At 71.1% G+C, this 16,267-nt stretch carries 8 protein-coding genes; 4 read left to right on the top strand and 4 right to left on the bottom strand.

Features of this window, described 5'->3' with window-relative positions:
- Positions 1-7 precede the first annotated feature (7 nt).
- Positions 8-499: a hypothetical protein gene (locus ACWDZ7_RS26310; protein WP_451800289.1), complete on the bottom strand. Its 492-nt coding sequence runs from the start codon at positions 497-499 to the stop codon at positions 8-10.
- Positions 480-1,445 (bottom strand): hypothetical protein, encoded by a 966-nt coding sequence (locus ACWDZ7_RS26305; RefSeq protein WP_451800287.1) that lies wholly within the window; start codon positions 1,443-1,445, stop codon positions 480-482. The genes ACWDZ7_RS26310 and ACWDZ7_RS26305 overlap by 20 nt, the downstream gene beginning before the upstream one ends.
- A gap of 203 nt (positions 1,446-1,648) precedes the next feature.
- On the opposite strand from ACWDZ7_RS26305, the gene ACWDZ7_RS26300 reads away from it, so the two are divergent.
- Positions 1,649-3,334, top strand: a complete 1,686-nt coding sequence (locus ACWDZ7_RS26300) for a carboxylesterase/lipase family protein (RefSeq protein ID WP_451800285.1) — start codon at positions 1,649-1,651, stop codon at positions 3,332-3,334.
- 14 nt (positions 3,335-3,348) lie between these two features.
- Here the strand turns inward: ACWDZ7_RS26300 and ACWDZ7_RS26295 are convergent, their stop codons facing one another.
- Entirely contained in the window at positions 3,349-4,770 is a 1,422-nt protein-coding gene (locus ACWDZ7_RS26295; protein ID WP_451800283.1) for a hypothetical protein, read from the bottom strand.
- 252 nt (positions 4,771-5,022) lie between these two features.
- Between ACWDZ7_RS26295 and ACWDZ7_RS26290 the strand changes: the two genes are divergently transcribed.
- The gene (locus tag ACWDZ7_RS26290) at positions 5,023-5,757 is read left to right on the top strand and encodes an alpha/beta hydrolase (protein ID WP_451800282.1); all 735 of its coding nucleotides are present in this window, start codon (positions 5,023-5,025) and stop codon (positions 5,755-5,757) included.
- Positions 5,758-5,988: 231 nt separating this feature from the next.
- Here the strand turns inward: ACWDZ7_RS26290 and ACWDZ7_RS26285 are convergent, their stop codons facing one another.
- Positions 5,989-6,519, bottom strand: coding sequence for a VOC family protein (locus ACWDZ7_RS26285; RefSeq protein WP_451800280.1), 531 nt, complete (start codon positions 6,517-6,519; stop codon positions 5,989-5,991).
- A gap of 1,048 nt (positions 6,520-7,567) precedes the next feature.
- On the opposite strand from ACWDZ7_RS26285, the gene ACWDZ7_RS26280 reads away from it, so the two are divergent.
- Together ACWDZ7_RS26280 and ACWDZ7_RS26275 are read left to right on the top strand one after the other, a co-directional pair.
- A complete protein-coding gene (locus ACWDZ7_RS26280) occupies positions 7,568-8,491 on the top strand; it encodes an APH(6)-I family aminoglycoside O-phosphotransferase (RefSeq protein WP_451800279.1) in 924 nt (307 codons plus the stop codon).
- Positions 8,492-9,218: 727 nt separating this feature from the next.
- Positions 9,219-16,235: a SpvB/TcaC N-terminal domain-containing protein gene (locus ACWDZ7_RS26275; protein ID WP_451800277.1), complete on the top strand. Its 7,017-nt coding sequence runs from the start codon at positions 9,219-9,221 to the stop codon at positions 16,233-16,235.
- The last annotated feature ends 32 nt before the right edge of the window (positions 16,236-16,267 follow it).

Genomic DNA, 16,267 nt, shown 5'->3' with positions numbered 1-16,267 from the left:
GGCCGGGTCACATCGGTTGCCAGTCGTGCCAGGTGCCGCCGGGCTGGTGCTGCCAGCGGTGGTGGACGCCGCGGGGGTTGTTCGCGAAGATCTCCAGCCGGCCGTCGCGGTTGCGCAGGGCCTGGATGAAGTAGCCCCCGCCGCCGAAGTCCTGCCAGGTGCGCCAGGCACCGGAAGCGTCGACCTGGTAGTTGTGCTGGAGGACGTCGTCGTTCATGGCGAACACTTCAATGCGCTCGTCGTGCGACTCCACCACGGCAAGACGCGCACCCGCCGGACCACCCAACGGTCGCCAGTCATGCCAGTCACCGGCCGGCAGGTTCTGCCAACGGTGGTGCACGCCGGCCGAGTTGGTGGCGAATGCCTCCAACCGTCCGTCACGGTTCCTCGCCACCGCCAGGTGCTCACCGCCCAGGCCGAAGTCGACCCACTGCCGCCAGGTCCCCGACAGATCGGTCTGACACGCATGACGGAAGATGTCATCGGTCAGAGCGAACACCTCGATGCGTCCGTCCGACGCGGATCCGACAGCCAGACGTGCGCTCGCAGGACCCCCCCAACGGTCGCCAGTCGTGCCACGTTCCACCCGGCGTGTTGTGCCAACGATGGTGCACCCCGCCCGCGTTGGAGGCGAAGACCTCCAACCGGCCGTCATGGTTGCGCCCCACCGCCAGATGATCCCCACCACCACCGAACGCATACCAGTCAGCCCACTCCCCGGACACCTTCGCCTGGTACCGATGGACGAACGTGTCCGCGTTCATGGCGAACAGCTCCAACCGCCCGTCCGGCGCGGCCGACAACGCGATCGTCGCCGACGCCGGTCCACCGAAGGCACGCCACCCCGACCACGTACCACCCGGCTGATGCTGATACGTGTGGTAGATCTGGTCGACCGCCGCATGGAACACCTCCACACGGCCGTCGGCGGACATCCCCACCGCCAACCGCTGCCGCCGATCCGGCACCACCGGGCCTTTCCACCAGCTGGTCTCCTTGCGGGCGCCGGCCCACGAGAAGCTGAAGTGGATGTGGTTGGTGTGCGGGTTGGCGCCCCGGTACGGCTGCCAGCCGGCGTCCGGGCGATTGGCCATCCAGATGCGCCGGTTCCAGATCATGTACATGATGCCGAAGCGGCGGGCGAGGGCGTGCGGGTTGCCGTGCCGGTCGGTGGCGTGCAGCCAGTTGATCAGGTCGTCGGCCAGCTGCCCCTGACCCTGTACGTTCACGCCCCAGTCCCAGGCCCGGCCCTCCTTGTGCTCGCTCTGGCCTCCGCTGCCGCAGGCCCTGCTGATGCCCATGTTGGTCGTACCGGGATAGGCGGCGAGCACCAGGTCGCGGAAGCCGAGCAGGCCGGGCTTGGCGGCGGGGTCGCAGTCGCGCTGCGGTTCGTAGGGCGCGTAGGGGTCGATGTCAGGACCGAAATCAGGTGCGGTGGGTGCCATGTCCGGCTCCTTCAGCCTGGCCCCTCGCCCGGTGCGAGGGGGTCGTCGTATCCGTATGGCGCGTGATCGGAACGCGCGGCCGCCGGACGCGATCACGCGCCCGCCCCGTGGCGAGGGCCCGTCCGGTCGGGCTCGTGCCTCGATCAGGTCGTCTCCGGTGCGTCCGCGCGCGGGGACAGGCGTCCACGAGGAAGGCTTCCGTCGTGACCCATCGCAGAAATCCCCATCGGGCGGCCGTCGCAGCGACGGCCGCGGCCCTGACGTTCACCGTGCTGGTATCCGCTCCGGTCGCCGCCACGGCGGGACCCGGTCCGGCACCGGTCACCGAGGACCGGCACGGCACACCGGCCGGTGTCGCCACCGACGGGACGGTGCGCACCGACGCGGGCCTGGTCCGCGGCGCCCGGTCGGGCGCGCACCGGATCTTCCAGGGCATCCCCTACGCGGGCGCCCCCAAGGGGCGCCACCGCTGGGCGCCGCCCCGCCCGGTACAACCGTGGAAGGGAGTCAGGGACGCCACGAAGCCCGGGCCGCTGTGCCCGCAGGTGCCGTCCCCGTACGCGCGGATCTCCAGCACGGAGGAGGACTGCCTGGCCCTGAACGTCACGACGCCGCCGGCCGCGGACCGGCGTCGGCGGGCCGCGCCCGTGCTCGTATGGATCCACGGAGACGGCTCCGTGGGCGGGGGCGCCTTCTTCGACGGACGCCGCCTGGCCGAGCGGGGCCTGGTGGTCGTCACCGTCAACTACCGTCTCGGCGTCTTCGGCGGCCTCGCCCTGCCGGGTCTGCAAGGGTCCGCCACCTTCGGCCTCCAGGACCAGCGGGCCGCCCTCACCTGGGTGAGGAACAACGCCCGCGCCTTCGGCGGCGACCCCGGCAACGTCACCGTGGCCGGTGTGTCGTTCGGCGCGTCCGCCGTGGCCGGACACCTGACGTCGCCCGCCGCCAAGGGCCTGTTCCACCGCGCCGTCATGGCGAGCGGTGAGGCCGTGATGGACATGCCGGCCGGCGCGATGGGACCGGGTGTACCGGGATACCCGTGGTACGTGTGGCGGACGGGGCGCGAGATGGAGGACATCACCACCGAGATGACCTCGTCCCTCGGCTGCCGGAACCGCCGCCCGGAGCGCACGCTCGCCTGCCTGCGCGCCCTGCCCGTGAAGACGATCCTCAAGGTGCCGCACATCATGAACGCCTTCCAGGCGTTCGGATACGGCAACGCCACCCTGCCCGAGCTGCCGCCGACGGCCCTGCGCACCGGACGCTTCCACCGCGTGCCCGTCCTGTCGGGCGCGACCCGGGACGAACACCGCACGTTCGTCGGGATGATGTACGACGCGGTGGGGAGAAGGTTCACCGAGGCCGACTACGGCCAGGCGCTGCGCACCGCGTTCGGCAAGCGGCCGGCGAAGCGGGTGCGGGCCGAGTACCCCACGGCCGCGTACCCGTCTCCCGCGCTGGCGTGGGCCACGGTGATCACCGACCGCATGTGGGCACGCGGCACACGGGACCAGCACGAGGCGCTGGCACGACACACCCCGGTGTACGCCTACGAGTTCGCCGACCGCGACGCGCCGATGTTCCTGCCGCTGCTCGGCGACTTCGACTTCGGCGCCTTCCACGCGGGAGACATCCCGTACCTGTTCGAGGACGAGACGGCAGAGCCACGGTTCACCCCGGCACAGCGCCGCCTGTCCGCCACGATGAGCGGATACTGGGCCGCTTTCGCCCGCACCGGCACACCGCGCGGCGCCGGCCTGCCCGCCTGGCGGCCCTACCGGCCGGGCCACGTCGGCCGACCGTACACACAGTCACTGGCACCGCACCGGATCGGCCCCGTCGACTACTACCGTGAACACAACCTCGGCTTCTGGAACCGTAGGCCCTGACGATCGTCGGCGGCTCAGCGCAGGGTGCGCACGAAGACATCTCCGATCAGGTTGGTGTCGTCGGGGACCAGACCCGGGTGGTAGGAGTCGAGGACGACCGTCGACTCGTCGGCGCTCAGTGCCGCTCGGCCCACGGTGACGGGCTTGCCGTCCTGTCCCGGTGAGAGCAACTCCTCGTGGCCGGTGCGCGGATCGCGCAGGATCAGCCCCAGCGTCCCGCGGTCCGCGTCGGCCGTGTTGAGGAGCAGCTTCGAGCCGTTCGCCGACAGATCCGACACCAGGGTGACGTCGGTGGGGGAGTGGCCGTCGTACCGCTGAAGTGTGCCGGTGCGCAGGTCGCGGACGAAGGCGTTCCAGGACGTGCTGGTGTCCCCGTTGGGGTCGGTGCCCGGGACCAGGTTCGTGGCCACGGAGTCGAAGCCGACCTTGGAGCCGTCGGCGCTCAGCACCGGAGAGAGCGCCGACCTGTCGGCCGGTGCCCCGTTGTGGGTGACATCGGCCTGCACGGTCTTCCGGGTCACACGGTCGTACACCATGATGTCCGCTTTGTCGTCATCGGACGGTCCCGAGTAGCCGACCCGGTAGGCCACCTTGCGGCCGTCGGCGCTCATGGAGATGTCCTGGCAATCGCGGTTCGTGGGCGGGCCGGCCCGCCACAGCTGCTGGGTCCGGCGGTCCCGGAGCACGATGCGGCAGTGGGACACCCCGTCCTCGTCGGCGGCGGTCTTGGCCACGAAGGCGACGTACCGTCCGTCCGCACTGAGCGGGGCGGCGCCGTAGTACGCGCGGTAGCCGCCCTCCAGCGCGGGCGCCACGGGCTCGACGCGCCCGGTGCGCAGGTCCATCACGTGGACGGAGTACTGCTGGGTCGTGGCCGAGTACGAGGTGAACGTCAGGTGGCGCCCCGAATCGGACACCCGGGGCAACATCGTCGACTCACCAGGCAGCACCACACGCTTGAGGGGTGTACCGGGAGCCGTCCGGTAGAAGACGCTGGTGGGCACGTCCGTTCCTGGCACCAGATTGTTCGCCGACGACATGAAGGCGACGACGCGTCCGTCCGCGCTGACGGTCGGATCCACCGAGTGGTGGTCGCCGTCGGTGCCGTCGGGCGCCACGCTGATGCGTTCGGTGCGCGGGACCCGGTCGTCGCCCGCCGCCCCCGCCGTCCCCGCGGGCCAGGCGAGACAGGCGAGGGCGGCCGCCAGGGCGGCGGTCATGGAGATGCGCAAGGAAGGTCTCACAGGTGTTTCCCCCTTCGGCCGAGGACGGTCCAGGTCCTGCGGCTGCCGGTAGTAGGCGGCCGGGTGGTCGGCGCGGTCGCCGTGCCCGGACAGATCGACGGCGTACGAGCGGTGCCCGTGCAGGGCCAGCTCGTTCTGCAACGGCCCCCAGTGCGCGGATGACCAGATGCCGACGAATGCTCGGGTCGGCACCGGGTCCGGGACACCGAACGGATGCGCAAGGACTGCCAGTTGTGCGTGACCGTGTACATGATCGAGACTCTAGGCGCGAAAACCCGTTGGCGGACCACGGCGGCCACTGCTACTTTTCCGGAGGCCGTGCGAGAGAACGAGGAGGTGGTACCCGTGAACGAAGTATCGACATGGGTGCTCCCCTCCGGGGTCACGGTCGGGCGATAGGTCGTCCGGGAGCGCCGTTCAAGCGCACTCCTGAAAGGCACGACCATGCGATTCACTTCCGAACAGCGCCTCGACGACGGCGTCCTCGAACGCGAATTCATTCTCGGCGAGATCCCTGGCACCCTGTGGACGCCTGAACCCGCCGGTCCCGCCGCACCGGCGGCCCCGCTGATCCTGATGGCCCACAACAACGGCCTGCCCAAGAGGGAATCCCGGCTGGTGGCCCGGGCCCGGCACTCCGCGGCGTACGGCTACGCGGTGGCCACCATCGACGCCGCCGGGTGCGGTGACCGGCCCCGCTCCGCCGCCGACGAGCAGGCCCGCGCCGACCTCCGCCGGGCGATGCAGGCCGGCGATCCGGTCGACGAGCACTTCGAGTCCGTCGTCGGCCCGCTGGTCGAAAAGGCGGTCCCGGAATGGCGGACCACCCTGGACGCCCTCCTTCCGCTGCCCGAGATCGGCGGCCCGGTCGGATACTCGGGGTGGACAGCCGTCGGCATCGGCCTTGCGGCGGTCGAGCCGCGCATCGCGGCCGCCGGCTTCTTCGCCGGGGGTTATGTGCCCCGCGCCCAGCGCGAGGAGGCCCGGCAGGTCACCATTCCGCTGCTGTTCCTGCTGCAGTGGGACGACGAAGGCAACCCCCGGCAGCGGGCCCTGGACCTGTTCGACGCCTTCGGCACCAAGGAGAAAACGCTGCACGCCAATCTGGGCGGGCATACCGGTACCCCCTGGTTCGAGGCGGAGGACGCGGGCCGGTTCTACGACCGGCACCTGAAGTGAGGCCGGACCGTCAGGCGAGCACCAGCGGGTAAGCGGCGTCGGCCATGATGCCGCCATCGAGGAGGGCAGGCCCCGTCCCTCCTCGATGGCGATGGCCAGTAGACGCACAACCACCGTCTCTGGATGTCTTTTCTGCGGCCCGTGCTGCCACGCTGCCACGCCGGACGAGGACGGGGGGAGGTCCGAAGCCGGGCGCTGTCCTTGGCGTTGGCGTGGCTGTCCGCGGCAGTGTCAGCGCCAGTGGTTGTTGCTGGTGTGGTCGCCGTCGAGCCAGCGGGCGAGTTCGGCGTGCGCCGTCGCGCGCCGCTCGGTGTCGATCTTCTCCGCGTCCGGGTGGTCGACGGTGAATTCGAGCATCAGCCCGTTGGGGTCCGTGATGTACAGCGAAACACAGAATCCGTGGTCCGTGACGAACGTATCCGGCTCCGTGTAGCCGGCCTCGCCGATGCGCTTCCGCATGGCCTCTTGGGTGTCCTGCTCGACCTTGAAGGCGATGTGACGAAAGGGGGTGAAGTCGACATCAGTCTTGAACTCCTTCTGGTCCTCGGGATCGGCGAACTGGAAAAAGGCCAGGGCGCCGCCATCGGCCAGGCCGTAGAAGGTGTGGCAGTAGGCGCGCTCGGCACCGGATATCACGGCGCTCTCGGTCCACGTGGCCACCAGGGGCAGGCCGAGTACGTCCTCGTAGAAACGCCGGTTGGTTTCCTGGTCGTCGGTCAGCCACGCGTGGTGGTGGAGGCGAAGAGGGAGGGCTTGGCTCATATCGGATCATCTCCTCTGTCGGGACAGAACATTGGGTCGGCGGCCAGGTGGCTGCCCGGTTCCCTACCCAGGATGACCCATTCAGTTGAACGTTAAACCACTTCAGGCCATTGCCCGCACGCGCCTGCCTGCGCGGGCCTTCCACAGGCCGACCTGCGAGAACGGGAGCCAAACGGCGAGCACCGGCCTGGACGGCATACCTTCACGCGAGTCACGCGAGGCTCACCTCCCCCCTCGGCGGGCCACGTGACCTGGCAACACCCCAAGATGAGGAAGAGTTCGCCGGTGGCGTGCCGATGTGTCCGCATCTGAGTAGTGTGGCCGGGCGCAAAGGTGGCCACGCCTCCTACGAACTCCGTCCCTGTTCTGCCTGAGGCACTCCGACCGGGTTGCCGCGATGCTGCTGATGCGCGGGCCACTCGTTGGTGATTGGCGTACCGGGGACCGAGCGGAGCGCGGCCGTCGTATGTCCGCAGCGCACGGAGGCACGGTAGCGTCGCCCGGTCAACTGAACCATGATGGGGTGAAATTGGTCAGGAAGGGCACACGGACCCGCTCGATGAGCACCTCGCAGAGCTGCGCGCGTGCCTGCCCGCGCGAACGGAGCTTCTCGGCGGGGCCGACGATCCCCGCCCTGTGTCGGCACTTGCATCACTTGCGTTCCGACTCGCTACTCCCCGGGCCCTTGCACAAGCGGTCGGTGACGTAGTCGGGACGGCCTCGCTCGTTCACCGCGGAGGTCTCCGGGGCCGGTCCGGACGGAAAGGCCGCGGAGGACACGGTGACCGACGTCAGCAGGGCGGCTGTGGCCGCGCCTCACCGACGCGCGCACCGCCTGTCCCGCCGCGCCGCATTGACCGGCCCTCCGGTTCGGCGGTCCGGAAACGCTGCCGGCATCGCTCAACTCCCCTGGGAAGGAGACCTCGTGAAGGCGGCGACGGCGTCGGCCCCCGATGGCGGCCGCACCACCGTGTCCGGCGGCGATGGCGCCCGCCGATGTCGGGTAGCTTGCGGCGGGTAACACAACTTCCGTTGAAGGATTCGCGATATGGGCACGTCAGAAGCGATCGAGATCCCGGAACACCTGGCGGCGTCGTACGCCAGGGGGTTCGGCGAGGAGGGGAGGGCCTGGATCGCAGGGCTGCCGACTCTGGCCGCGGCGTTCCTGGACCGGTGGGAGCTGGTGCGTGACGGCGCGGCCGGGGCCGGGGAAGCCTCACTGGTGCTGCCGGTGTTACGCAAGGACGGCACGCGCGCCGTCCTCAAGCTGCAGCTGCCCCGGGAGGAGACCGCCGCCGCCCTCACCGGCCTGCGTACATGGAACGGCGCCGGCATGGTACGGCTGCTCGACCACGATCCCGGCTCCAGCATCATGCTGCTGGAGCGGCTGGACGGGGCCCGCACCCTGGCCTCGCTCGACGACGACGACGTCGCCACGGGCATCCTCGCCGAGCTGCTGGCGCGGCTGGTCGCCGTCCCCGCGCCGAAGGGCCTGCGCGGTCTCGGGGACATCGCCGCCGACATGCTGGAGCGGGTGCCGCGCGCGGTCGCGGCCCTGACCGACCCGGCCGACCGGCAGCTGCTGCGGGGCTGGGCGTCGGCGGTGGCCGAGCTGATCGAGGAGCCCGGCGACCGGATGCTGCACTGGGACCTGCACTACGACAACGTGCTCGCCGCGGAGCGTGAGCCGTGGCTCGCCATCGACCCCGAACCGCTCGCGGGGGACCCCGGCTTCGACCTGTGGCCCGCCCTGGACAGCCGCTGGGACGACGTCGTCGCCAGGGGTGACGCCCAGCGTGTGGTGCGGCGCCGCTTCGACCAGCTCACCGAGGTCCTCGGGCTGGACCCCGCGCGGGCGGCCGGCTGGACGCTGGGGCGGCTGCTGCAGAACGAGCTGTGGGACATCGAGGACGGCAGCACCGCACTCGCCCCGTCATCGGTCGCGATGGCGAAGGCGCTCCACAACCGCTGACCCGGAGCCCGGGGCGGAGCCAACCCGTACCCGGCTGGGTGAGCTGCTCAATCGGCGGTGCCGCGTGGCACCGCCGATTCGTTCGACGTCATCTCGTCGGGGTCGGGGTCGGGGTCCGGGTCCGGGTCCGGGTACCTCACGTCCGTCCGACAACCCGCCCGCCGGCTGCCGCCGGTGCACAGCGGTGCACGGGGCTGCTGATCCGGTCGGCGCACCCGACGCCGTCGGGCTCGTGAGCATGGTGCTCGCGATGCACGCCGACTCGCTCGATCTGGAGATCTACCGAGCCGGTGCACACGGTCGCCGGTGCCTGGGACGCGCGGAGCATCCGGCCCGCGGTGTGGGCGTGCGGCTGGCGGCCGCGTCGATCCGATGTCGAGGCACAACCAGTCACTGCGCGGACTCCTGCTGACCCGCAGGGCGGGACCGCCGGCCAGAGTGCTCCTGGAGGGTGGACACGGTGGGTTTCAGGGTGGAGGGGGCGCCCGCCTCACCCGCGTCGTTTTCCCAACAGGCGGCTTGTCAAGGGGAGTTGGCAGGCTTCACTCTTTCGACGGGTATACGTCCCGCCGAGCGGATCCGCCCTCGCATTCTCGACGGCCACTGACGAGGATTGACCGGGGGCCGCGCCAAGCGCAGGGGAAGCGGGGGAGCCTTGTCCGCAATCAGCAGAGTCGATGACCGCACTTCCAGTAGCGGAGGAAGGGCCGGCGACTCGACCGGCGTCGTGAACGGTCCCGAGGCCGCTTCCGGCCTGCCCTCCGGGCAGGCGGAGCACACACCCTCGTCGGCGGGCCGGGATCTGCCATCGCTGTCCTTGCCCACAGCCGGGGGTGCCCTGCGCGGGATGGGGGAGAAGTTCGCCGCCAATCCGGTCACCGGAACCGCGACCGTCTCGGTGCAGCTTCCCCTCACATCCGTGCGTGGCGCCGAACCCGACCTGACGCTCGGTTACGACTCAGGGGCCGGCAACTCACCTTGGGGCCTTGGCTGGTCGCTCGGTGTGCCGTCCATCGTGCGGGGGACCGACAAGGGGCTCCCGCGCTATCTGGACACAGACGTCTTCCAGCTGTCGGGCGCCGAAGACCTGGTCCCCGCAGCCGTGCCGCCGCCCCGGTCCGACGGCGCCTACGAGATCACCGCCTACCGCCCCCGTACCGAGGGCGCGTTCGTGCGCGTCGAGCAGTGGCGGCACCGCACCACCGGCGAGCTGCACTGGCGCGTCACCTCGACGGACAACGTCATCGGCGTGTACGGCCGCGACCCCCACGCGCGCATCGCCGACCCCGCCGACCCGGCGCACCGCGTGTTCAGTTGGCTGCTCCAGGAGACGTCCGACGACCGCGGGAACCTCACCCGCTACGAGTACAAGAGCGAGGACCGGGCCGGCGTCGACACCACGGCGCCCGAGGAACGCAACCGCTCGCACGTCGCCAACCGCTATCTCAAGCGCGTCCGCTACGGAAACGTCGAGCCCGGTGTGGCCGCCGACTTCTGCTGCGAAGTCGTCTTCGACTACGGCGAGCACGACGAACACGAGCCCACGCCGGACGAGGCCCGCCCGTGGCCCGTGCGCGGAGATCCGTTCTCCACCCGCCGACCGGCCTTTGAAGTCCGTACGTACCGGCTCTGCCGCCGGGTACTGATGTTCCACCGCATCCCCGAACTCGGGCCCGCACCCCAGCTCGTGAACGCTGTGCTGCTCGGCCACGACGAGCAGCCCGCGGCCACCAGGCTCGTACGCCTCACCCATCGCGGTTATGTGCCCGCGCGACGGGGCCGAGGCTATGACCATGCCGACCTGCCCGCCCTCACCTTCGGCTACACGGAGCGCACCGTCTCCGGCACGACCGGAACCCTGACCTCCGAGGACGGCGCCGTCCGGCTCGACGGGCCCTACCGATGGGCCGACCTCGACGGCGAGGGGATCGCCGGCATCCTCTGCGAACAAGGCGACGCCTGGCACTACCGGCGCAATCTCGGCGGCGGGCGGTTCGGACCGCCGCGCGCCGTCGACCCGCTGCCCGCAGGAGCCGGCGGACGGCAGCTGCTCGACCTCGACGGCGACGGACGCCCGGCCGTCGCCGACCTCGACGGTGCCCACCCGGGTTACCACGAGCGCACAGCGGAGCGTGGCTGGGCCGACTTCGCGGCCTTCAGCCGCTTGCCGACGCTCGACTGGAACGATGCCGATCTGCGGTTCGTCGATCTGACCGGTGACGGCCTCGCCGATGTCCTCGTCACCGCCGACGACGGTCTGACCTGGTATCCGTCCCAAGGCCCCGACGGGTTCGGCGACAGCGAGACGGTCCCTGCGGGCAGCGATGAGGAACGCGGTCCGCGACTGCTGTTCGCGGACGCCGAGCAGAGCGTCCATCTCGCGGACATGACCGGCGACGGGCTGACCGACCTGGTGCGGATCGGCAACGGCGAGATCGCGTACTGGCCGAATCTCGGCCGAGGGCGCTTCGGGCCGAAGACCACCATGTCCGGCGCTCCCGTGTTCGACCACCCGGACCGCTTCGACCAGCGGCGGATCCGGCTCGCCGACATCGACGGCAGCGCCCCCACCGACATCCTGTACCTGGGGCCGGACGCGGTACGGCTGTGGTTCAACCAGGCGGGCAACTCCTTCAGCCCGCCCGAAGTCCTGGACGGCGTCCGCCACCCCGACGTCTCCGCCACCACCGTTGCCGACGTGCTGGGCCGGGGCACAGCCTGCCTCGTCGTCCCCGAGCCCCGCCCCGACGGCGAGCCCCAGGTGCGGTACGTCGACCTGATGGCCGACGGCAAGCCACATCTGATGAACCGCGTGGAGAACGGCACGGGCGCGCGGACCACCGTCCGGTACGCGTCCTCCACCGACTTCTACCTGGCCGACGAGGCGGCCGGGGACCCCTGGCTGACCCGGCTGCCGTTCCCCGTCCAAGTGATCGCCGCGACCGTCGCGCACGACAGCGTCGCCGGCACCGCCGTGCACGCCGCCTACCGCTACCGGCACGGCTATTTCGACGGCGTCGAGCGCGAGTTCCGCGGCTTCGGGTACGTCGAGCAGCGCGACGCCCTGACCACCTCCACCGGCGAGCTCCATCAGCCGCCGGCCGTGGTCAAGCGATGGCAGCACCTCGGCTGGTGCCCTAGCCGGGACCGGCTCGGGACACCGTACGCGGACGAGTACGGCGGCCCGCCGCTGCTCCCGGGTGCCCAATTGCCGGCCGGGCTCACCCCGGCCGAGGAGCACGAGGCCGCGCGGGCGCTGCGCGGACAGCCGCTGCGCACGGAGACCTACGCGCGGGACGGCACGCCGAAGGAGCACCTCTCGTACCGCATCGTCGAGTCGAGCCCCCGGCTGCGCCTCGTCCAACGCCGGGGAACGGCCCGCCATGCCGTGCTGTACGTCCACCCGGGCGAGAGCCTGACCGTGTACACCGAGCGCCAAGTGGACGACCCGCGCACCGTCCACGAACTCACCCTCGACGTCGACGCGTGGGGCAACGTGCTCCGCACCGCGCGGATCGCCTACCCGCGCAAGTCACCCGCCGACGCGGAACAGGGCCGGTTGAGGATATCCGTGGGGGAGCGGACGGTCGCCAATGTGACCGATGCCGCGGACCGTTGGCGGATCGGCGTGCCCGTCGAGAGCCGTGACTACGAGATCGGGGGCTTGGCCCCCCAGGGCCCCGGTGAGCCGTTCGCCGTGGAGCACCTCCTCACCGGTCTGGCCCAGGCCGCCCGCCACGAGGTTCCCTACCACGAGGAGCTGTCCCTCCTCGAACCGCAGCGCCGGCTCGTCGCCCGCACCCTCAACACGTACACGTCCGACGACTTGAGCGATGAGCTTCCGCTCGGCGTCACCGGGTTGCGCGCCCTGCCCTGGCGCAGCTACCGGCTCGCCCTGGGACCCGGCCAGACGGCGGCCCTGTACGGCGACCGGGTCACCGACGCCGATCTGCGCGAGGCCGGGTATGTGCGGCGGGCGGAAGGGCCCGGGTGGTGGGCGCCGTCCGCGCGGCAGGTGCCCGACGCCGGGGAGTTCTACCTGCCGACGCTGTACGTCGATCCGTTCGACGCCGAGTGGGAGACCGAGTACGACCCTCACCATCTGATGCCGGTACGGGTCCACGACCCGCTCCGCAACACGGTCGAGGCCCGTCCGCACTACCGCGTGCTGCGGCCGTGGCTGCTGACCGACCCCAACGGCAACCGCAGCGCGGTGCGCTTCGACGCGCTCGGGATGGTCGTCGCGACCGCCGTCATGGGCAAGGAGGGCAGTACCGACGGCGACGTGCTCGACACCGGCACCGCGGAGGCCGCCGACGGCGACGACCCGACCGCCACCGTGGCATACGACCTGCGGCAGGTGCCCGTACGGTTCCACACGCGCGCCCGCGAGCGGCACCGCGATCCCAGCTCGCCCTGGCAGGACACCTGGAGCTACCTGGACGGGTCCGGTCGCGTCATGCTGAGCAAGGTGCGGGCCGAGCCGGCGCGAGGGCAGAGCGCCGAGCGCTGGATCGGCACCGGGCGCACGGTCTGGGACAACAAGGGCAACCCTGTCAAGCAGTACGAACCCTACTTCGCGCCCGACAGCGGCTTCGACACCGAGGACGAGCTGGTCCGGCGCGGCGTCACCGCCCTCCTGCGCTACGACCCGCTGGGCCGGCTGGTGGGCACGGACTTCCCCGACGGCACCCGGTCCGAGGTGGTCTTCGACGCGTGGGAGCAGCAGGACCGGGACCGCAACGACACAGTGCGGGACAGCCGTTGGTATGCCGAGCGGGCCGGGCTGCCCGACAGCGACCCGCAAGGCAGGGCCGCGCGGCAGACACTGGCGCACGCGGACACGGCCACCGAGACCCGCTTCGACACCCTCGGCCGGCCGCACCTCGCCGTGCGGGACAACGGATCCGGGCAGCGCCTCACCACCGAGGTGCTCCGCGACATCCAGGGCCACGAGCGCGCGGTCGTCGACGCCCGCGGCGTCACCGTCCTCGCCCAGGACTTCGACATGCTGGGCCATCCCGCGCACACCGCCGCCGCCGATGCGGGCGAGCGGTGGAGCCTGGTGGACGTGGCCGGCGAACCGGTGCGCGGCTGGGACGGCCGGGGAAGCCTGCTGTGGTGGTCCTACGACGTGCTGCGGCGACCGCTGGCCTCCAGCGCCGCCGCGCCGGGGGAGCGGACCGAGCGGACACGAGTGCGCTACTACTACGGTGAGGCCCTGGCCGACGGCAGGGCGCGTAACCTCCTCACCCGTCTCTGCCTGGTCTTCGACGGCGCCGGGGCGGTGCGCACCGAGGCCGTCGACTTCAAGGGCAACACGCTGGCCGGCGAGCGTCGGCTGCCGGCCGACGCGACGGCCGAGCCCGACTGGGCCCGGCTGGCACCAGTGACCGATCCCGCGGCGGCCCTCTCGCTCGCCGCCCCGCTCCTGGAGGCGGCCGGCCACCGCTCAGCGACCGCGTACGACGCCCTCAACCGGCCCACTCTGATCACCGGCCCGGACGGCAGCCGTACCGCTCCGGCGTACAACGCGGCCGGTCTGCTGGAGCGGATGCAGGCGAAGGCGCGCTCCGGCACATGGACCGACATCGTGCGGGACATCGACTACAACGAACGCGGCCGGCGGACGCGGATCGAGCTGGGCTGCGGGGCGGTCACGGCCTTCGCGTACGAACGGGAGACCTTCCGGCTGGCCACCGCACACACCACGGCGGCCGACGGCACGGCGTGGCAGCGACTCGCGTACGCCTACGACCCGGTGGGCAATGTCGTCATCGTCGACGATCCGTCCCAGGACACCGTGTTCTTCCGGAACACCGCCGTCGGCGCGCGCCGGACGTATGTCTATGACCCGGTGTACCGACTGGTGTCGGCGACCGGGCGCGAGCACATCGGACAGACGGCCCAACCGGGCCCGGCCGACGCGCCGTTCGCGCCGCTGCCGCACGCCAACGACAGCTCCGCGCTGCGCCCGTACACGCAGACGTACGACTACGACGAAGCCGGCAACATCCGCACGGTGACCCACCGGGCGAGCACCGGCAACTGGACCCGGCGACACGACACCGCACCCGACAGCAACCGCCTGCTCGGCAACAGCCTGCCCGGAGACCCGGAGGGCACATACAGCGCCCGCTACCCGCACGACGCCCACGGCAACATCACGGCGATGCCGCATCTGGCCGTACTGGACTGGGACGTGGAGAACCGGCTCACGCACGCGGACCTCGGGGGCGGCGGCCACGTGTACTACCAGTACGACCACACGGGCCGGCGGGTGCGGGCCACCGTCCGGCAGGGCGGGACGACACAGACGCGAACCTACCTGGGGATATGTGAACGCTATGTACATGTCGCGGGCGGGCAGACGGTGGAGGAACGCGAGACGCTGCACGCCACCGACGGCACCCGGCGGGTGGCTCTGCTGGAGACGGTCACGGTCCGCGACGGCCGTCCGGTGCCGGCGCCCACGCCCGTCGTCCGCTACCAGCTCGCCGACCATCTGGGCAGCTCGGCCGTGGAGATCGACCAGGCCGGAGCGGTGCTGTCCTACGAGGAGTACCACCCGTACGGCACGACGTCCTTCCACGCGAAGACCGGCGCGGCCGGCCGCAAACGGTATCGCTTCACCGGGAAGGAGCGGGACGAGGAGACCGGCTTTACCTACCATGGGGCGCGGTACTACGCGCCGTGGCTGGGGCGGTGGGTGAGCCCGGATCCGGCGGGGTTGGCCGACGGGCCGAACCGGTATGTGTACGCGAGCGATCGCCCCACGGTCATGGTCGACCCGAGCGGGCTCGAGGACACCAAGCCCAACGGGCCGGACACCATCCTCAACCCGCGCTCCCGGTCCAAACCCGTCGCGGACTTCCTCACAAGCGTCGCCACGAACGCCACGAAGGACCCGGGCACCTACATGGCGGCCCTCGACACCGTCCGCGACTTCTACGTCCGGCACGAGCACACCAAGAACCTCGTCACCTACGACATCGACACACAAGGACTGACGGAAGCAGGGGTCTCGGCCGAGGACATCAGCGAACTCGACAGGGTCTTCAGCGAGACCGGCTTCGCCCCCGTCGGCAGGAACGCGGGCGGCGCGTTGATCGACGACGGCACCGGGAACGCCCTGCTGCTCCGCGACGTGACCGCGGAGGAGGCGGACCAGGCCCAGGACGCGTTCCTGGCACAACACCAGGCGAAGGCGAGGGCACAGGCCGGCGAGCTGATCTGGTCGCTGCTCGGCGCCATGGCCGGGGTGCAGCGGGAGAAGCTGCGCTTCCAGTCCGTGGGCCCGCAGAGCCGGCTCATCCGTTGGGGGCAGGGCAACGACGTCCAGGGCCGGGACGTCGAGGAAGCGACCCGGAACGTCCACGCCGGTACGAAACTGAACGGCAACCGCAAGGACATCGACCGCGTCGTCTACGGCCCGGGCGGGGAGAACGCCCCGGCCAAGGAGATCGGACAGACCAAGTCCCTTGACTTCACCCGTCCTTCCTACACCGCCAATCCCGGGCGCATCAGAACCAGAGTCGTCGGCGCGGCCGGCAACCTGGCCACGGTCAACGGCGAACTGGTGGGCAGCGCTCCCAAAGTCCGTGTCGACGCCTCCACCGCGCGGGTCCTGGACGTGGCCACGCCCGACAAGCCGAAGACCCCGGAGCAACTACGGGCCTTCGAGGAGGCGGCCGAACTGGCCGCGGAAATCGGCGTGCTCGTCAGGTATATGCGGCTGAGGTAGCCGCCCACCCGTACGACGCAGCGCCCGTTCCC

It is taken from the genome of Streptomyces sp. NPDC003032 (assembly GCF_053591415.1).
The sequence above is the reverse complement of the archived record's forward strand: the minus strand, read 5'-3'. Positions and strand labels throughout refer to the sequence as shown.

What these genes read in the sequence shown, in the direction of transcription:
- ACWDZ7_RS26285 (WP_451800280.1), bottom strand. Translation starts at nt 6,519, where the DNA reads ATGAGCCAAGCCCTCCCTCTTCGCCTCCACCACCACGCGTGGCTGACC.
- ACWDZ7_RS26305 (WP_451800287.1), bottom strand. Translation starts at nt 1,445, where the DNA reads ATGGCACCCACCGCACCTGATTTCGGTCCTGACATCGACCCCTACGCG.
- ACWDZ7_RS26290 (WP_451800282.1), top strand. Translation starts at nt 5,023, where the DNA reads ATGCGATTCACTTCCGAACAGCGCCTCGACGACGGCGTCCTCGAACGC.
- ACWDZ7_RS26280 (WP_451800279.1), top strand. Translation starts at nt 7,568, where the DNA reads ATGGGCACGTCAGAAGCGATCGAGATCCCGGAACACCTGGCGGCGTCG.